The sequence below is a fragment of the Catenibacterium sp. RTP21428st1_D7_RTP21428_210409 genome, assembly GCF_040227455.1.
GTDB lineage: Bacteria > Bacillota_I > Bacilli_A > Erysipelotrichales > Coprobacillaceae > Catenibacterium > Catenibacterium mitsuoka_A.
In genome coordinates, this window is record NZ_JBEHVX010000027.1 from 1 (window position 1) to 19,952 (window position 19,952).

16 protein-coding genes and 1 riboswitch are annotated in these 19,952 nt (G+C 34.4%); of the genes, 11 read left to right on the forward strand and 5 right to left on the reverse strand.

What is annotated here, in order from left to right:
* Positions 1 to 141 precede the first annotated feature (141 nt).
* The 3 genes from ABUA27_RS05640 to ABUA27_RS05650 form a co-directional block, all read right to left on the reverse strand.
* Positions 142 to 1,008 (reverse strand): DMT family transporter, encoded by an 867-nt coding sequence (locus tag ABUA27_RS05640; protein WP_330041795.1) that lies wholly within the window; start codon positions 1,006 to 1,008, stop codon positions 142 to 144.
* Between the two features lie 44 nt (positions 1,009 to 1,052).
* On the reverse strand, positions 1,053 to 2,642 hold the full coding sequence (locus ABUA27_RS05645; protein WP_161220333.1) for a Cof-type HAD-IIB family hydrolase: 1,590 nt from the start codon (positions 2,640 to 2,642) through the stop codon (positions 1,053 to 1,055).
* Between the two features lie 70 nt (positions 2,643 to 2,712).
* A complete protein-coding gene (locus tag ABUA27_RS05650; protein WP_022425350.1) occupies positions 2,713 to 3,030 on the reverse strand; it encodes a single-stranded DNA-binding protein in 318 nt (105 codons plus the stop codon).
* Between the two features lie 125 nt (positions 3,031 to 3,155).
* Here ABUA27_RS05650 and ABUA27_RS05655 point away from each other — a divergent pair, with 125 nt between their 5' ends.
* Positions 3,156 to 4,424 (forward strand): O-acetylhomoserine aminocarboxypropyltransferase/cysteine synthase family protein, encoded by a 1,269-nt coding sequence (locus ABUA27_RS05655; protein WP_349820391.1) that lies wholly within the window; start codon positions 3,156 to 3,158, stop codon positions 4,422 to 4,424.
* Positions 4,425 to 4,476: 52 nt separating this feature from the next.
* Here the strand turns inward: ABUA27_RS05655 and ABUA27_RS05660 are convergent, their stop codons facing one another.
* On the reverse strand, positions 4,477 to 4,845 hold the full coding sequence (locus tag ABUA27_RS05660; RefSeq protein WP_022425348.1) for a desulfoferrodoxin family protein: 369 nt from the start codon (positions 4,843 to 4,845) through the stop codon (positions 4,477 to 4,479).
* A gap of 230 nt (positions 4,846 to 5,075) precedes the next feature.
* Here ABUA27_RS05660 and ABUA27_RS05665 point away from each other — a divergent pair, with 230 nt between their 5' ends.
* Positions 5,076 to 5,483, forward strand: coding sequence for an RrF2 family transcriptional regulator (locus ABUA27_RS05665; protein WP_161220332.1), 408 nt, complete (start codon positions 5,076 to 5,078; stop codon positions 5,481 to 5,483).
* Between the two features lie 27 nt (positions 5,484 to 5,510).
* On the opposite strand, the gene ABUA27_RS05670 is transcribed toward ABUA27_RS05665, so the two are convergent.
* Positions 5,511 to 6,347, reverse strand: a complete 837-nt coding sequence (locus tag ABUA27_RS05670; protein ID WP_349820392.1) for a DMT family transporter — start codon at positions 6,345 to 6,347, stop codon at positions 5,511 to 5,513.
* 149 nt (positions 6,348 to 6,496) lie between these two features.
* Between ABUA27_RS05670 and ABUA27_RS05675 the strand changes: the two genes are divergently transcribed.
* The 9 genes from ABUA27_RS05675 to ABUA27_RS05715 all read left to right on the forward strand — a co-directional run bounded on the left by ABUA27_RS05675 (position 6,497) and on the right by ABUA27_RS05715 (position 19,859).
* Positions 6,497 to 6,688: a DUF3006 family protein gene (locus ABUA27_RS05675; RefSeq protein WP_129981943.1), complete on the forward strand. Its 192-nt coding sequence runs from the start codon at positions 6,497 to 6,499 to the stop codon at positions 6,686 to 6,688.
* Between the two features lie 10 nt (positions 6,689 to 6,698).
* Entirely contained in the window at positions 6,699 to 8,429 is a 1,731-nt protein-coding gene (locus ABUA27_RS05680; RefSeq protein WP_349820393.1) for an ABC-F family ATP-binding cassette domain-containing protein, read from the forward strand.
* A gap of 944 nt (positions 8,430 to 9,373) precedes the next feature.
* Positions 9,374 to 9,459, forward strand: a riboswitch (ZMP/ZTP riboswitch).
* Positions 9,460 to 9,497: 38 nt separating this feature from the next.
* A complete protein-coding gene (locus ABUA27_RS05685; protein ID WP_129981915.1) occupies positions 9,498 to 10,676 on the forward strand; it encodes a phosphoribosylaminoimidazolecarboxamide formyltransferase in 1,179 nt (392 codons plus the stop codon).
* A 38-nt stretch (positions 10,677 to 10,714) separates the two neighbouring features.
* Positions 10,715 to 11,710 carry a UDP-N-acetylmuramate dehydrogenase gene (gene murB, locus ABUA27_RS05690; protein WP_161220329.1) on the forward strand — a complete coding sequence of 332 codons (996 nt, stop codon included), beginning with the start codon at positions 10,715 to 10,717 and terminating at the stop codon, positions 11,708 to 11,710.
* 64 nt (positions 11,711 to 11,774) lie between these two features.
* Positions 11,775 to 14,981, forward strand: coding sequence for a DEAD/DEAH box helicase (locus ABUA27_RS05695; RefSeq protein ID WP_349820394.1), 3,207 nt, complete (start codon positions 11,775 to 11,777; stop codon positions 14,979 to 14,981).
* Position 14,982: 1 nt separating this feature from the next.
* The gene (locus tag ABUA27_RS05700; RefSeq protein ID WP_288834404.1) at positions 14,983 to 15,963 is read left to right on the forward strand and encodes a LacI family DNA-binding transcriptional regulator; all 981 of its coding nucleotides are present in this window, start codon (positions 14,983 to 14,985) and stop codon (positions 15,961 to 15,963) included.
* Between the two features lie 116 nt (positions 15,964 to 16,079).
* A complete protein-coding gene (locus ABUA27_RS05705) occupies positions 16,080 to 17,957 on the forward strand; it encodes a sucrose-specific PTS transporter subunit IIBC (protein WP_129981912.1) in 1,878 nt (625 codons plus the stop codon).
* A 10-nt stretch (positions 17,958 to 17,967) separates the two neighbouring features.
* A complete protein-coding gene (locus ABUA27_RS05710; protein WP_349820395.1) occupies positions 17,968 to 19,299 on the forward strand; it encodes a sucrose-6-phosphate hydrolase in 1,332 nt (443 codons plus the stop codon).
* Between the two features lie 167 nt (positions 19,300 to 19,466).
* On the forward strand, positions 19,467 to 19,859 hold the full coding sequence (locus ABUA27_RS05715) for an Hsp20/alpha crystallin family protein (RefSeq protein WP_129981365.1): 393 nt from the start codon (positions 19,467 to 19,469) through the stop codon (positions 19,857 to 19,859).
* Positions 19,860 to 19,952 lie beyond the last annotated feature (93 nt).

Below are 19,952 nucleotides of genomic sequence, written 5' to 3' on the forward strand. Positions count from 1 at the left end.
GAAAAGTCCATAAAATCAGGACTTCTTTTCGTCGTGGAGATAGAGAGATAGAGGGCGCGAAAAAAAAGAGCATCACCTTACGGTGATGCTCATTTGGCAAGGACTGTCAACATTCTGTCCTTGACTTTTGAACCAGTTTAATTAATTCTGAATGGTTTTTTTGTCTGGCAGCTGTGCAATAATAATCGCAATAAACATAAGTACACAGCCCAATCCTTCTTTAATTGTAAGACTCTGACCTAAGATGACCCATCCTGCAAGTACTGAGAATACAGACTCCATACTCAACAAAATAGAAGCCACTGTAGGATTCATACCCTTCTGTCCGATAATCTGTAATGTATAACCAGCTCCACTTGATAATAATCCTGCATAGAGAATAGGTGCACATCCTGCTATGATATTATGCATTGATACATCTTCAAATAGGAACATAGGAATAGTATTTAATAATGCACATGCGAAGAACTGAATACAGCTCATCTTTACACCATCTACTAAAGGTGAATAATGATCAATGACAAGAATATGTAATGCGAATACACAGGCACATGCACATACTAATAAGTCACCTTTACCTAAAGAAAGTGATCCTGTCATACATAATAAATAAAGACCAATCACTGCTAGGACAACAGATATACCAATCTTAGGACCTAACTTCTTCCCTAAAAATAAGCTAAAGAATGGTACAACAATAATATAGAGTGCTGTAATAAATCCCGCTTTACCAACAGTTGTATACTGAATACCAAACTGCTGCAGGGCACTTGCTAGACCTAATACAATACCACAGGCAATTCCACCTGCCCATAATTTCTTATCCTTGAAGTTCATTGTATGATCAAAGAAATAAATAAGTGGTAATAAAACAAGTCCACCTAAATAACTACGTAAGGCAGTAAAAGTAAATGGTCCTACATAATCCATACCAGCACTTTGTGCTACAAAGGCACAGCCCCAGATGAAGGCTGTAAGTAGCAGTAATAAATGATTTTTATAACGCATGATTTCCCTCCTACAAAGGGTATTCTACACGAAATCATCTCTACTTACAAAAGATATTTATCTACGATTACTTTTATTCCATCATGATCATTATCTAATGTGATTTCAGTGGCTAGATTCTTAATTTCTTCTGTTGCATTCCCCATCGCAATTGCTTTACCAGCACTTTGGAATGCTTCAATATCATTTCCACTATCTCCTATCATGATTGTATTTTCAATAGGGATATTTAAGTAAGATGATAAAGATTCAAGTCCTGCACCTTTAGTAATACCTAAAGGTGTGACTTCAATAGCTGTTTCTTCTACCACAGCACAGCTGACTGGAAATACTTCTAGTTTCTTTAAAAGCTGATTCATTGCGTCAACACTTGGATTATATAAACAGAACTTAAGAATCTCATTCTTGTGTTTATTGGCATATTCATAGATATCCTCTACAGCCTCTGCACGGCTTTCAAACATGGATTGATAGATAGCCATATTGTAGTAAGGCATATTCTCTACATCTTTTTGAGAGGCAATAGAATGCGACGAATCGAGTAAATACAACATCACATCCTCTTTCTTCACAATATCCATCATCTGTGTAAATACATCTGTATCAAAAGAATGAATTTCTAATGGTTTGTTGTTTTTGAAATCATAGTTCAAACATCCACTCAGTAATATTCCATAATCACAGAAATCTAATTCACCTTCATAGTCTTTTAATTCTGCCAGCCCTCTTCCTGTACATAAACAGATACTCTGTCCTCTATTACTTGCTTCATATAAAGAAGATGCTGTATTTTTAGAAATAGTCTTATCAGACTTTAGAAGTGTACCATCCATATCGAGGGCCAAAAGATATCTTTCCTTGATCCATCCATAATGCAGACAGGCATTGTAGATACCATCTTTGTCGGCATCAGTAGTCACATAAGTGGCTTTCTTCTTTAATTCATCTATACCATTACCCATCGCAATACTTGTCCACTCTGGAATAAACATAGACAAATCATTCTTTTCATCACCAAATACGACAACATCCTTAATATCACCACCAAGATGTTCCACCATACGTTTAATACCCTTGCTCTTATCTCCTGGTTCTACAAACAAGTATTCCTTATGAAAACGACACCAAGGTAACTTCTTTAAAGACTCTAGTTTCTCTTCTTCACCCTTGAAGCAGGCAATATATACCTTATAGATTTGATCATAATCACGTGGATCTAAACCTTCTACCACTTCTGTCTTCATATAAATATCATGAGTAAACTCATAAAAACGATTATCTGGTGCAAGTCTTCTTGTTTTGTTGTCAGGAGAAAAAGCCCATATCAAACCCTTCTTCTCACATTCATCTATTAAATCAAGACATAATTGATAATCCAATGGTTCTATGCCTTTTAACTGATCATCAATAGTAATTCCATTCCCTCCATCACTGATCATATTATGAAAACCTAATTCATGCATATAATCATGTGCCATGGCATAACTTCTACCTGTCGCAATCGCAATAAAATGACCCTCTGCTTCTAGCTGTTTTAAAGCATATTGTGTTGATTCAGGAATATATTGATCTCCTGGTGTACCTACAGCTAAAGTCCCATCAATATCAAAGAAAAAGTATTTTCTATTCATCATGTACCCCTCACTTTCGAGATACATTATACACGCATGAATATGCATTACTCAATCATCATTGATGCATGTTCTAGAATGAATAGTTAGAGTCTTCACATACCATATGTTCTGGATAAATTTCCATAGCATATGAAGTTGTTCCTGAACGATTTGGATAAAAGCGTCCTCTGACACTTCCTTCAATAGACACAGATTGACCCTTTTCAAAGTGGTCTACAACATACTGCGCTTTCTCATCCCAGATTACACAACGTATATAATCATAACGTGGTCTATCTTCTGTCCCTCCTTTCGTAGTAAGTAAGAAAGAACCTCTTAATATTCCATTTCTAGATTCTTTCACTTCTGGATCAGATGTAATCTGACCTTGTAATTTAACTTCATTCATATTTTTATTCCTCCTTCTATATACTTATTCCCTAAAACAATTAGAAATTACTTAAGATTTTTTAAAAAAAGTTTAATTCCCTACAACCCTTATGGTATATAATGTTTAAAAACGGAGGAGATTATATGGAATTAGAAACAAAAGCAATCCATGAAGGCTGGAAGCCTGGTAATGGAGAACCTAGACAGTTACCAATTTATGAAAGTACTACTTTTAAATATGATTCAAGTGAAGAAATGGGTATGTTATTTGATTTAGAAAAAGACGGTTATTTCTATTCACGCTTACAGAACCCTACTAATGATGCAGTTGCAGCTAAACTTACAAGCATGGAAGGTGGCTATGCTGGTATGTTGACAAGTTCAGGACAGGCAGCTAACTTCTTTGCGATTTTTAATATTTGTGAAGCAGGAGGACATGTTGTTGCTTCTGGTAATATTTATGGAGGTAGTTATAACCTACTTTCAGTGACTATGAAAAAGATGGGTGTTGATGTGACTTTTATTAACCAGGATGCATCTGTAGAAGAAATCAATGCGGCATTTAAAGAAAATACTAAGTGTATGTTTGGAGAAACATTATCTAACCCTACAATGGAAGTATTAGATATTGAAAAGTTTGCATCTATTGCCCATGCACATGGTATCCCTTTAATTGTGGACAATACATTCGCAACACCTGCAAATTGTCAGCCTATTAAATGGGGTGCAGATATTGTAACTCATTCTACAACTAAATATTTAGATGGGCATGCATCTGGTGTAGGTGGCGCTATTATTGATAGTGGTAACTTTGACTGGATGAGTCATGCAGAAAAATTCCCAGGACTTACAACTCCAGATGATAGTTATCATGGAATCACTTATGCAAAGAGATTTGGTAAAGCAGCTTATATTACTAAAGCCACTGCACAGTTAATGCGTGACTTAGGATCTATTCCTTCACCATTTAATAGTTATTTATTAAATATTGGAATTGAATCATTACCAGCACGTATGCGTGTACATTGTGAAAATGCCTTAAAAGTCGCTACATACTTAAAGAATCATCCAAAAGTAGAATGGATCCACTATCCAGGACTAGAAGATGATAAATATCATGAAGCAGCTAAGAAGTATATGCCTCGTGGTACATGTGGTGTTATGTGCTTTGGTTTAAAGGGTGATAAGAAGGAAGCAGTGACTTTCATGGATCACTTACAGCTTATTAATATTGTCACTCATGTTGCTGATGCAAAGACTTGTATCCTACATCCAGCAAGTCATACACATCGTCAAATGACAGATGAACAATTAAAAGAAGCAGGTGTCGATCCAACACTTATTCGTTTATCTATTGGCTTAGAAAACCCAGATGACTTAATCAAAGATATTGAAGAAGCATTAAAGTATTAAAAAAGACTGTTCAAATGAACAGTCCTGAAAGCAGAATTTATTTCTGCTTTTTTTATGCTTTCCATAAACCATGAAGATTGCAGTAATCATAAGCTGCTACAACTTCATCACCTTCACCAATATAGAATACAGCTTCAGGCTTGTCAGAAGGTGTTAACTGTTTGAACTGAGTACCATTCTTAGTTTCTAATACAATTAATGTAATGTAGTGTGCTTCAGTCATAGGATGTTCTACTGATCCTACAGATACTGTTACTTTATTATCCTCTACTTTCACTACAGGAACATGCTTTTCAACTGCGGCATCAGTTGTATTTGCTGTTAATTCCTTCATAGGTTCACCACAACAAACTACTGGTACACCAGAATCCACAAAATGAGTGATAACGTTACCACAATGTTCACAACGATAAAATTTCATATTCAATTCCTCCTTTATCTACTCCTATCATATCACTTTTAGAATATAACTACTAATGATATGCTTTCTTTTACAATATTTAAAAATCAAATTATAAAAGCGTTGATTACAAAAGGTTTTTTTAAAGTATCATTTGTGATTTTTTCACAAAATATTCTTGTAAATATTTACAAAAGGCATTATTATGTAAATGGAAATATAAATAGAAGTTTTATATGGAGGTGATACATATGACTAGTGATTTTAGTATTGCTGTCCACGCTCTCGTCTATTTAGGTAAAAACCAAGACCTTATTTCTAGTGATGAACTTGCAAAGCATATTTGCACTCATCCAGTACGTGTAAGACGTGTTATGATCAAATTGAGAGAAGCTGGCCTTATTAAGGCTAAAGCAGGTGTTGATGGAGGATATCGTCTTGATAAAGAAGCAGATAATATTACTTTATCTGAGATTGCGAAATCTGTCTCAAATGATTATATCCATGTGACTTGGCACAATGGAGAAGATGGAAGAGAAGCCATTAAGGACTCTAAAGTAGAACAAGCCATTGATTCTATTTTTGTAGATCTTAATGAAGCGTGTGACAATTTGTTGAAAGACAAGACCATCGAGGACATTATGAATATATCGAAGTAGAAATGGTCTACAATCAAAAGAAGCAGCCTAAATGGCTGCTTTTTTAAAGTCTAGTACTAAATTTAAGATAATACCTCCTACAACCATTCCTGCACCAATCAAACTAATACCAGATATTGTTTCATGGAAGAAGATAAAAGCCCACAGAGGCGCTAAAATGATTTCTAACATACAAATAAGATTGGCTGTAAAAGCTTCTGTACAAGAAATACCTAATGCAAGAAATATACCACCTAAACACATTGGGAAGAAACCATAACCACATACACCAAAGGCATCGGTGATATGGAAGTGAGGAAGTCCTCTAAAGACAATTAAACCTACTGTAAGAGAGAACATATAGGCAAATATTGTCGAAGAGAAAGCTTCAGCCTCTTCTTTGTTGTTGAGGTAGAACTGCATTCCAAAGCAGGCTCCTGATATAATTGCGAGTATATTTCCTAATAGATGCGAGAAGGAAAGAGTATCTGCAAAAAATAGTGCCATACCGATAAAGACAATCGCAATGATCCCCATTTGTCTTTTTGTCGGTAATTTACGTAAATCAATTGATTGATAGATCAATACAAAGATTGTTGATGAGTATTGTAATACAATCGCATTGGCCACTGATGTCAGCTTATTGGCATAGATGAATGTCAAACTCATAAGAAACTGAAAGACCCCTACTGTAACTGTCATTTTATTGAATACCAGTTTCTTATGATGAATAATCATACTAAGAGGTATTGCGACAATAGAACTCATCATTGAGAATCCTAGCCCACTTAAGTGGCTTGCACGTATAAATAAACCTGCAAGTGACCAGCAAAATGCTGTCATAAGCAGGAAGAATACACCTTTTGTACTTATTTTATTTTCCATAATACAGCCACTAATAATGCGATGATTAAAGGAATAAGCACCGGCACAACAACACATAAACCAAATAAAAGCATATTATTCATAAAGTTCACGCTCCTTTTCCCCATTATAGCATGCTATAATGAGGAAAACAAAGAGGAGATGATATCATGTGGGTTGTTGAAAGAATTGATGAAAAAGGGTATTATCATCTAGAAAACTTAAAAACAGGTGAAACCATTTTAAAGAGAGATTTAAATGCACATGAGAATGATGTATTAAATGAATGCTTCCATGTTTTACCTGAAGAAACTAAGAAGAGAAAACAAGAAGTGGATGATTTGTTCCACTCTCTATTATAGAGGTGACTACATGTTAATTAATATACAGAATTTATCTTATGCAATTGGTGAGAGACAGTTGTATAAGAACTTGAATATGATTGTAGAGGATACAGATAAGATTGCCTTAGTTGGTGTCAATGGAACAGGTAAGAGTACTTTATTAAAAATGATTGCCCATCATGACAGTCCTGCTATTACTTATAAAAAGGATCTAAAGATTGCATACTTATCTCAGAATCCTGTATTTAGAGATAATGAAACGATTCTTAATGAAGCAAAACATATTCTTAAGGATGTCCCTGAATATTCTATTAAGTCTTCTTTAACACGTTTTGGTTTAGAAGATATGGATCAGGTGATCAGTACGCTATCTGGTGGTCAGAAGAAACGTTTAGCTCTTGCTATCGTATTACTAGAAGAATGTGATTTACTTATTCTAGATGAACCAACAAACCATCTAGATACACCTATGATTGAATATCTAGAAAAATATTTAATAAAACGTTCTAAAGGATTACTTATGGTCACTCATGATCGTTACTTCCTAGAACGTATTACTAATAAGATTTATGAATTAGATAGAGGTGAGATTTTCCCTTATGTAGCCAATTATTCACACTTCCTAGAATTAAAGGCAGAAAGAGAAAACAATGCCTTACAGGCACAAAGAAAAAGAAACCTCTTCTTAAAGAAAGAACTAGAATGGGTCAGAGCAGGTGTTCAGGCACGTTCTACTAAGAGTAAAGACCGTTTACAGCGTTTTGAAGAATTATCTTCTATTGAACAGATTCAAGAAAAAGGAACTGTTGAATTAATAGATACTACAAGTCGTTTAGGTAAAAAGACTATTGAGTTAGTGAATGTATCTAAGAGTTATCCTGATAAGGTGATGTTTAAGCCATTTTCTTATTTATTTAAGAGATTTGACCGTATTGGTATATTAGGACAAAATGGCTGTGGTAAGACAACACTCCTTAATATGATTGCAGGTATTATCACTGATTATGATGGAGAGATTATTATTGGAGATACAATCCGTATGGCCTATTTCCAGCAACATTTCCACTATGATGATCCTACAATGAGAGTGATTGATTATATTAGAGAAACAAGTGATAATCTAGAAACAAGTGAAGGAACACTTAGTGCTCGTAATATGTGTGAACGTTTTTTATTTGATGACCATGCCCAGTATACACAAATTGGTAAGTTATCTGGTGGTGAACAAAGAAGACTCTACTTATTAAAGGTATTAATGGGTGCACCTAATGTATTACTATTAGATGAACCGACGAATGACTTAGATATTGAAACATTGAATGTATTAGAAGATTATCTAGATACATTTAAAGGTATTGTGATTACTGTATCCCATGACCGTTATTTCCTAGATCGTATTGTAGATGGTTTATTTGTCTTTAAGGATCAGGAAATTCATTATGTGAATGGTGGCTATAGTGCTTCTATTGATATCACTAATACTAAGAAAGAAACAGAATCTCAGAAAGAAGATTATCGTAAACAAGCTAAAGAAAATAGAAAAAGAAGATTAACTTTCAGTGAAAAGAAAGAACTAGAAGGTATGGACAATCTTCTTATGAATCTAGAAACACGTTTAAGTGAGATTGATGAAGAAATGGGTTCTACCCTGGACTTTGAAAAGCTTGATGAATTAAGTAAAGAACGTGATGAAGTTGAAAAGACTTTAGAAGAAAAGAATGAACGTTATCTAGAACTATTAGAAATAGAAGAAAGCTAATGAAAAGAGGAACCCATTTGGATTCCTCTTTTGCTATATAAGGAGAAGCATTAGACTCATTTGAATAATTTATCAAACCCATCGTATTGATATTGAGTTCTTTTTATTATTAGACTTTTTATGGGTTCAACATTTTATTAGAAATTTTCATTTCTCACTGAATATAAGATCGAATCTTACTATAATTGCCGTATTACTTATTTACTTTTCGGTTCATTAGACTAGGAAGTCAAGTAACATGTCTTATATTTAATGTTTTATCTTCTGTCTTCTCTTTTCGTTTATATCATACATTATCGCTCACACAAATGCAAGCGTTTTCACACATTTTCATAAATTGAAAATACAGTGATGAATAGATGCTTTTTCACAAATATAATTGACGTTAGTATACGTATACTATACAACAGCGGTAGAAGTACCCCGAGTGAGCCTACTTGCGCAAAAACTCTTTGTCTATCGACAAGGAGGCTTTGTTTCCAACTGAAAAAGCTATGGCTTTTACATCACCATAGCTTTTCCTGCTGGATACTAGGATTACATCTTTTGGATTCAATTTCCAGCGTTAATAGATAAATAGAAAACCTTTTCACAGCCTTCTGATATATAGATTAACGTACCTTATTATTATATTCAGGAGCTATCTCCCGTTTTCCACCTTTCTTATAAACCATATTATTAATAAAGCATATAAATCATTATTAGTGGATAAATACGTTTTTCCTAATTTAATTGAGTATCCTCAACGGATACTCAGTCACAGTATCCCATGGGAATCTCTCCTTTCTGACCAAGTTCTTTGAGATGAATGTATATGTTAAGGAGCTTTTCCTCCTCTCTTTCTGACTTAATTATAGCCTAATAATTGCAGTTGTGCAAGCGTTTACATTCTATTTTTATATAATGAAAATACTTGTTTTATAACAATCTTTTCACTATAATGACATTAGTTATATGACTGACGGAAGTGGAATTGACCACAGGGAGTATAATAAATCAAATGAAGAAGCCGACCGTCTGGGCAAAGAAGCCTGGAGTATGTGTCGGCTTCTTTTTTTGGAGGAATCTATGAAAGAATTAGAATTAAAGTATGGCTGTAACCCTAATCAGAAACCTGCTAAGGTATTTATGGAAGAAGGAGAACTTCCTTTTACTGTCTTAAATGGTAAACCTGGTTATATCAACTTATTAGATGCTTTTAATAGCTGGCAGTTAGTGAAGGAATTAAAGGAAGCAACTCATATGAGCTGTGCTGCAAGTTTTAAGCATGTATCTCCTGCTGGTGTAGCTATTGGGACACCTTTAACTGAAGTAGAAAGACAGATGTATTTTGTAAAGGAAAGTGCCGAAGTGTTAAGTCCTATCGCAAATGCCTATATTAAAGCAAGAGGTAGTGACCGTATGAGTTCATATGGTGATTTCTGTGCTCTTTCTGATGTATGTGATGAAGTGACTGCAAAGCTTATTAATCGTGAAGTCAGTGATGGTATTATTGCCCCTGGTTATACAAAAGAAGCATTAGAAATACTTAAGAAGAAAAGAAGAGGCACTTATTGTGTATTACAGATGGATCCTCACTATGTACCTAATCCAGTAGAAATTAAGCAAGTATTTGGTATTACATTCCAGCAAGGTAGAAATAACTGTGTGATTAATGAAGAAATGTTTAAGGATGTTGTATCTAAAAATAAAGATATCCCTGAACATGCGTTACATGACTTAATCCTTTCTATGATTACATTAAAATATACACAGTCTAATTCCGTATGTTATGTCAAGAATGGTCAGGCTATTGGTATTGGAGCTGGTCAGCAGTCTCGTATTCATTGTACAAGACTTGCTGGTAATAAGGCAGATGTATGGTTCTTACGTCAGCATCCTAAGGTATTAAGTTTACAGTTTGCTGATGGTTTAAAACGTGCTGAAAAGGATAATACAATTGATGCATATGTATCAGATGATTATGAAGATGTGCTAGGTGATGATGTATGGCAGAACTATTTCAAAGTAAAGCCAGAAGTATTCACTAGAGAAGAAAAGAAAGAATGGTTAAAGAAGAATACAGATGTCGTACTAGGTAGTGATGCATTCTTCCCATTTGGAGATAATATTGAACGTGCTCATAAAAGTGGTGTGAAGTATGTAGGTGAACCAGGTGGTTCTATCCGTGATGATCATGTTATCGATACTTGTGATAAGTATGATATGGTACTCGCATTTACTCATCAAAGATTATTCCATCATTAATCCCCTACTTTTGTTGTAACTGTGTTATAATGCACTTTATGAAAATTAATGAGAATGTAAAAATTAAAGAACTCACTACAATGCGCCTAGGCGGTCTAGCGCGTTATGTGATTGAATTAGAGACCGTAGAAGATGCAGAAAAAGCTTACTTATTTGCGAAAGAACGTCAATTACCTGTATTTATTCTAGGTACAGGAAGTAATGTAATTGGAAAAGATGAAGGTTTCAAGGGGGTTATTCTTTTAAACCGTATTAAAGGTATACGTTTTATTGATGAATTGACGATTGACGCAATGGGTGGAGAACTACTTGATGATTTAGTTGCTTTTACTACAAAAAAGAATTTATCTGGTATTGAAGCATTAAGTGCTATTCCTGGTACTGTCGGTGCTGCACCTGTCCAAAATGTAGGTGCTTATGGTCAGGAAATAGAACAGGTATTAGAGTCTGTGCATGCTTATGATTTAAAGGAAGAGAAGTATGTCACTATTAAGAAAGAAGATATGAATCTAGGTTATAGACAAAGCATCTTTAATCAGGGTAAAGATGCTGGACGTTATTTGATTATCTCTATAAGAATTCATTTAAGTCATGATAGACTTACTCCTCCTTTCTATACTTCTTTACAAAGTTATGTAGAAGAACATCAGATTACTGATTTTTCTCCTAAATCTATTAGAGAGATGGTTACTGAAATACGTTGGTCTAAGTTACCTAAACCAGAAGAAATGGCAAGTTCTGGATCATTCTTTAAGAATGTATATTTAGATGATCAGGAAGCAGAACGTTTAAGAAATATGAATGTTCCTGTCTGGGAAGGTAATAAAGTCCCTTCTGGATGGTTAATAGACCATGCTGGATTAAAGGGTAAATCATTTTATGGTATGCGTGTATCAGAAGAAGCTGCACTGATCTTAATTAATGAAAGTGCACAAAGCTATGCTCACTTAAAACAGGCAAGAGAAGAAATTGTTTCTATTATTGAAAAGAAATATGGTCTAACTCTAAAACAGGAACCTGTTGAACTGGAATAAGATTTATTCCAGTTTTTTTGTGTTCTTTCTTATGATATAATTAGTTAGATTAGGAGGAATTGCTATGTTATTTATCACTGACAATGAATTTGAACGTGTTGTATCTAGAGCACGTAACCGTGATATTGCACGAGAATATTATCGAAGAGATTATGTTGTAAATGTTTCTATCACTATAGATAATCGTGGTTATTATCATATATCTGGTAAAGTTATGATTAATGGTAATATCTATCTTCCCCGTGTTCTTGTGAATCCCAATTCTAAAATAGTATCAACAGACTGTAATTGTATATATGCTGATGAATATACAGCCTGTGGACATATAGGAGCCCTTATTTTAAAGGTTCAGGAGTTATCTCCCAATACATTCCCTTATCGTTATGCTGTTGATTTAGAAAAGCGTGCACAGGAAGAAAAGAAAAGTGCTATGAGAGAACGTCTTTTATGGGAACAGCAGATGGCTGAATTTAGAAGAATGGAAAGAGAAAAGGAAACCAATGCATTGACTGATTATATTAAGAATCAGTTAGTCAATCAGTTTACACCTGTAAGTTCTAAACCCGTTCATTTAAAGCTGCTTCGTGCAGATGGATGGAATTTTAATATCACATTTAAGGTAGGACGTGAAAGAGATTATATTGTAAAGAGTATTCCTAACTTTGTATCACAAATGCAAAATAATGAATATCATGCTTATGGAAAGACTTTATCTTTTGTTCATAATCCTGATATTCTAGATGAACCATCTAAAAAGATTTACCAATTCATTCTGAGATTCTATCATTCTCATCTTGCTAATAATAATACGTTATTTATTGACAATGAGAATATTGATGCTTTATGGGAGTTACTTACAACTATTCCTGCATCTTTACATGCTTTTAAATGTATAGAGGGTGAATTACATCCTATGGTATCAGTGACTAAAGATAAACATGATACAATTCTAGAACTAGAAACAAATATAGCACCTTATTTTTCTGGAAAAAAATGTTTATATCAATATACACCTTCAGAATTCACTATCACTCGTTATCCTTTCGATAAACAGGGTGTTACTATTGAGTTATTGAATCGTTTTGATACATTACAGCGTCTTTATGTAGCGCATGAACAGTTAGAAAACTTTACTCGTTATATTATTTCTCCTACAAAGAAATATATTGAGTATGTAGGTTTAGAGGATACAATCCAAGAAGAATCACATCTAAAAATCTATGCAGATGTAGATGAAGATGAATATGCTTTAGTTAGCCTAATTGGAACATATGAGGATGGAACACATGATCTTCTTAAAGAAGATGTACCTCATTCTTTAAAAGCAGATCTCATTATTAGTTTCTTAGAGAAATATAATCCTGATGATATGTCAGGACCTATGCGTTTTGATACACATCGCGATGAAACGATAGATATGATTCATGATGGTTTAGGACATCTTAATAAGATGACAGATGTTTATGTATCTGATTCTTTACAAGCGATTGGTTCTAAGAAGTCTATGAACTTATCTGTTGGTATTAAGGTCTCTCATAATCTATTAGAAATGGACTTAGATTCTTTAGATGTGCCTAAAGAAGAATTAGCTAATATTATTGCAAGTCATAGAAAAAAGAAACGTTATCATCGTTTAAAGAATGGTCAGTTATTATATATTGATACACATGAATTAGATGAGTTAGGTAATATGATGGATCAGTATCATATTCTACCTAAAGATATTTCTGAAGATGGTACAATTGATTTAAATCTAAATAGAGCACATCAAATGGACTTAGCAACACAGGACTTCCAGTATGTACAGGTCAATCGTGAAGAATCATTTAAGGATGTATTGGATCATTTAAAGAACTATACACATCATAAACATGAATTAAATGAACGCTATGATGCCATCTTAAGAGATTATCAGAAAGAAGGTTTCCAATGGCTTTCTACTATGAATGATCTACATTTTGGTGGTATTCTTGCAGATGATATGGGTTTAGGTAAAACAATCCAGATTATGAGTTTATTAGAAAGTAATGAACATCACTTTTCTATTATTATTTGTCCTGCCTCATTGATTTTAAACTGGTTGGATGAGTTTAATAAGTTCTCTTCTCATTTAAAGGTGACTTGTGTAATGGGTAGCGCAAAAGAACGTAAAGAGATTATTAAAAACTATAAGCAGTTTGATGTAATGATTACTTCTTATGATTATATTCGTAAGGATTATGAACAATATAAGGATATTGTATTTGATTTTATTGTTTTAGATGAAGCACAGTATATTAAGAATCAGAAGACTAAGAATGCGATTGCAGTTAAATCATTAGAAGGTAAACAACGCTATGCATTAACTGGTACACCTATTGAAAACTCACTTGCTGAATTGTGGTCCATCTTTGATTTCTTAAATAAAGACTATTTATATAACTATCGTTATTTTAAATCTCATTATGAAGCACCTATTGTAAAGGATCATGATGAAGAGGTTCAGACACAATTGCAGAAGATGATTTCACCTTTTGTATTAAGACGTACGAAAAATGAAGTATTAAAAGATTTACCTGATAAGATTGAAAATACTGTACTTGTAGACTTCAGTGAAGATGAAAAGAAGCTCTATTTAGCTCATTTAGCACAGGCTAATCAGTTGTTAAAGACTTTAGATGGTTCTAAGGACCGTATTCAGATTCTTGCGATGTTGACAAAGTTAAGACAGATCTGTTGTGAACCTCGTATTGTCTTTGATGATGTAAAACATATGTCTTCTAAGATGGAAGCATGTTTAAATATTATTCAGACATATAAAGATAATAACAAGAAGATTATTGTATTCTCATCATTTAAGAGCTTATTGAATCTTCTTGCTAAAGAATTAGATAAGAGTAAGACATCTTATTATATGTTGACTGGTGATACTGATAAAGCAGATCGTAAAGGTTTAGTAGATGCTTATCAGAATGATGATACAACAGTCTTCTTAATTAGTTTAAAAGCAGGAGGTACTGGTTTAAACCTCACTGCAGCAGAAGGTGTTATTCACTTTGACCCTTGGTGGAATATGTCTGCACAGAACCAGGCAACAGATAGAGCATATCGTATTGGACAGAAGAATAAAGTATTTGTATATAAGTTGATTATGGCTGATTCTATTGAAGAAAAGATTCAGACATTACAGGCAGCTAAGAAGGATTTAGCTGATCGTTTTGTGGAAGGTAACAGTGGTTCTATTACGACTATGAGTGGTGAAGAAATCATGAGTTTATTTAGTGAGGATTAACATGAAGAAGATGACTATGGCCGATATTGCAAAAGTTGCAGGTGTGTCTAAAACAACTATTTCTCGTTATTTTAATGGCGGCTATGTAAAAGAAGAAACACGGCAGAAGATAGAGAAGATTGTAAAAGAATACGATTATGAACCTAATGTGCTTGCTGCAAATTTAAAAGCCAACAAGACACATACTGTGGGTATTGTATGCCCTACTCTTACTTCATATGCTTCTAGTCGTATGATGATGAATATTGATCAGTTCTTAAAGAAGCATCATTATACGACAATCATCATTAATACTAATCATGATGAGCTCGATGAAATCAAGTCCATTACTAAACTTATACAATTAAGAGTGGATGGTATTATTCTCCTTGCCACTTCTATCACAATGGCACATAGAGATATTGCCTCTAAGAGTTCTGTTCCTATTGTCTTTATGGCTCAGGCTTATGATGATGGTGTGAGTGTTATTAACAATGATTATGAAGCAGGCTATAAGATAGGTGAGTATATTTATTCTAATGGTCATAAGAATGTTGTATATGCAGGAGTAAACCGAAAAGATGTAGCTGTAGGAGTGATTCGTAGACAGGGTGTTTATGATGGATTACAGGATGTACATCCTCATTTTCTAGAAACAGACTTCTCTGCTGAAAAGACAATGGATAAACTTAATGATTATTTAAAGAATCATACATGCCCTACTGCCATTATCTGTGCAACAGATACAATTGCGATGGGATGTATGAAGGTTCTAAAAGATCACGGTTTACGTATTCCTGAGGATGTTTCAGTGACTGGATTTGGTGGTTATTGGACTTCTACTGTAATGTCCCCAGCTCTTACAACTATTAAGTTCCATTATGCTCATGCTGGTCAGATGGCTGGACAGATTATTCTTGATATGATTGAAGAAAAAGAGGTCGAACGTGCTACACTTATTGACTTCACATTTATAGAAGGAGAAAGCGTCAGAAGTATCTGACTCTTTTTTTGAAAAAAAATGTGGTATCGGTTTCATGTTTTTGTTGACAAGTGTTTACACTTAATATATGATACAGATGTGGAATCGGTAACATACCGATAAAGGAGGAAATTTCAATGGACTACAATAAAGTCGCAAAAGAAGTCATCTCCCATGTTGGCGGACCTAAGAACATCAAAAAGGCATTTCATTGTGCTACACGTTTAAGATTGATGTTGAAGGATCCATCATTGGCAGATGAAAAAGCTTTAGAATCTGTAGATGGAGTTAAGGGAACATTCCTTGTCCAGGAACAGTTCCAGATCATCTTCGGAAGTGGTACTGTGAACCTTGTCACAGATGAAGTATTAAAAGAATTAGGTATGGACTCTCAAGATCAGGCTGATGAAGAGATTGTAGAAAAGAAGGGAAATCTAATCAGCCGTGCTGTTAAGACATTAAGTGATATCTTCGTACCTATCGTTCCAGCCATCGTTGCTGGTGGTTTATTGATGGGGATCAATAACGTATTAACTGCACAGGGATTATTCTTTGCGAATAAGAGTTTGATTGAAGCTTATCCAATGTGGAAAGACTTTGCGACAATCATTAACTTATTCTCTAATGCAGCATTCACATTCCTTCCAATTCTTGTTGGATTTAGTGCTACTAAGAAATTTGGTGGTAACCCATATCTTGGTGCTGTCATGGGTATGATCATGGTACACCCTGATTTATTAAACTGTTACAACTATGGTAAAGTAGCAACACCTTTCTGGAACCTATTTGGTTTAAAGGTTGCTGCAGTAGGTTATCAAGGAACAGTTCTTCCTATCTTATTTGTATCTTGGTTAATTGCAAAGTTAGAAACTAAGTTACATAAAATTACCCCTTCTTGGTTAGATAACTTAACGACACCATTATTATCCGTATTAATTACTGGATTTATTACATTCCTAGCTGTTGGTCCTGTATTAAGAGAAGCAGGTAATGTACTTGCAAATGGATTACAGTGGTTATATTTCTCATTAGGCCCTGTTGGTGGAGCAATCTTTGGTTTCTTATATGCACCTATCGTTATTACTGGTATGCACCAGAGCTTTATCGCAATCGAAACACAGTTGCTTGCAAGTGCAGCACATAGAACATTCATCTTCCCTATCGCAGCAATGAGTAACGTTGCTCAGGGTGCTGCAGTATTAGCTGTATTCTTCTTATCTAAAGATCCTAAACAGAAATCACTATGTAGTGCATCTGGTATTTCAGCATTACTTGGTATTACTGAACCTGCAATGTTCGGTGTTAACTTAAAACTTAAATATCCATTCATTGGTGCTATCTGTGGTTCTGCTGTTGGTTCAGCTTGGATTGCAGGCACTAAGACTCTTGCAAGTGCTGTAGGTACTGCTGGTATTCCTGGTTTCCTTTCTATTCCACCAGAAAGCTGGGGTAACTATGGTATTGGTATGGTTCTTGCAATCGTAGTGGCATTCATTGTTACTTGTATCCTGCACAAAAGAAATGTAGAAGGTAAAACTCCTGCTAAAAACGAAAACTTTGCTGCACCTATGAAAGGTACAGTCGCTTCTATTACCGAATGTCCCGATCCAACATTCGCTTCTAAAGCTATGGGTGATGGTTTCGTCGTATTCCCAGAAGATGGTAAGTTTTATGCACCAGCGAATGCTGAAGTGACTATGACTTTCCCTACTAAGCATGCATTTGGTTTAATGACAAATGATGGTACAGAAATTCTTGTACATATTGGTTTAGATACTGTTGAATTAAATGGTGAACCTTTCACTATGCACGTTAAAAAAGGTGACAAAGTAAAGAAAGGTCAGTTACTCGTTGATGTTGATTTAAAGGCTATTGAAGCAGCTGGTAAAGAAACTGCGACTGCAGTAATTATTACAAATGGCAAAGCAGTGAACTTAATTAAGAGTGGTGCTGTTGATGCTAAAACAGATGTTGTAGAAATAGCGAATCCAGTTGTAGAAGTTAAGGCTGCATAAGGAGATTCTTATGAAGGAAATGTACAAACTAAAATATCATCTAGAACCTATATCTGGATGGATGAATGATCCTAATGGTCTTGTAGAAAAAGATGGAGTATATCACATCTATTATCAGTATTCTTACGAACCTGAAGGTGGATTAAAGTATTGGAAACAATTCACCACTAAAGATTTCCTTCACTATCAGGATGAGGGGATTGCCCTCTCTCCTGATCATCCTCATGATCAGGATGGTGCTTATTCTGGGTGCTGCTTCAATGATCATGGATTATTACGTTATTTCTATACTGGTAATGTAAAGCTGCCTGGTGATTATGATTATATCAATGCAGGTAGAGAACATAATGTGATGAAGGTTGATTCACAGGATGGGCTTGTATTAGATCATAAGGAAGTTGTGCTTTACAACAAGGATTATCCTCAAAACATGTCTTGTCATGTAAGAGATCCCTACGTTTATGAAAATGATGGTATGTATTATATGGTTCTAGGAGCAAGAACTCTTGATTCACATGGTTGTGTGATTTTATATTCATCAAAAGATTTAAAGAAATGGGATTACATGAAAACTGTTGACTACCATAAACCTTTTGGTTATATGTGGGAATGTCCGAATTATTTAAGTTTTGAAAAGAAGAAGTTCTTATTCTGTTGCCCTCAGGGACTAGAAAGCCATAACTATGATTATGAAGCTATTTATCAAAATGGATACTTTCCTCTTACAGCAGATTTAGAGAAGGATTGCGTTTTAGAGGACTTTATCGAGTTTGATCATGGGTTTGATATCTATGCCCAGCAGTTCTTCAAAGATGAAAAAGGTCGTATGATCATGGCAGGTTGGATGGGGCTTCCTGATATTGATTATACAAATCCTACCATAGAAGAAGGACGTCAACATGCCTTCACTCTCTTTAGAGAGATTACTGAGCATGAAGGTAGACTCTATCAGTTTCCTATTGAAGAATATAAGTCTTTAAGAGAAGAGAAGAAAGAAGTACATGGAACATCTCTTACAATGAATACGTCTTGTTTTGAATGTCATATAACTGACCTCCCTCAGTCATTCAAACTTCATTTAAGAGGTGTAAATATGAATTATGAAGATGGTCTTCTCACTATCGATATGAATAAAAGCGGTTCAGGTCGTGGTGTGAAACACATTAAAATTCCTGAAATGAATAATATGACTTTGTTTAGCGACACATCTTCCTTAGAGTTATTCATCAATGATGGTGCTTATGCCTTTACTACACGCATTTACAACAATTCAGATACTATTGAAATTATAAGTAATAAAAAAATTGATATGACTGCCTATCAATTAAAAGCTATTGACTAAGAACCTGCCAAATAGGCAGGTTCTTTTCTTTTTAGCACTCCATAAAAGAAAGTGCTAATTTTTAGCACTCAAGTGTTGACTTTGCTAAAAGAGTGACTATAATAGTAGTTGTAATCGATAGAGAGGTTACTAAGAAATAAGAAAAACGTTGAGAGAGGCGAACAAATATGAAATATTATCCAAATTTTAGTGATGTGTTTGATGATTTATTTGATTCAGGAGTCAATACTACAAAAGCAAATACAATGTTATGTGATATTCGTGAAACTGAAAATACTTATGAAATGAATATTGCTCTTCCTGGATATAAGAAAGAAGATATTGCTTTGGAACTTAAGAATGGCTACTTAAAAGTATCAGCATCTGCTAAAAAAGAAGAAACAGCAGGACGTATTGTAAGACGTGAAAGATATAGTGGTAACTGTTCTAGAAGCTTCTATGTAGGTGAAGAATTTACCGAAGAAGATATCAAAGCTAAGTTTGATAATGGTGAATTAATGATTTCAGTTCCTAAGGAAGCTCCAAAGAGAGTAGAAAAGAAATCAATTACAATCTACTAATAACACGAGACGAAGAATCCCATGTTTAAATTTGATAAAGGAGATGTTATTTATGAGATTTTTACCTGGTTTCTATGATGTGTTTGATGATAT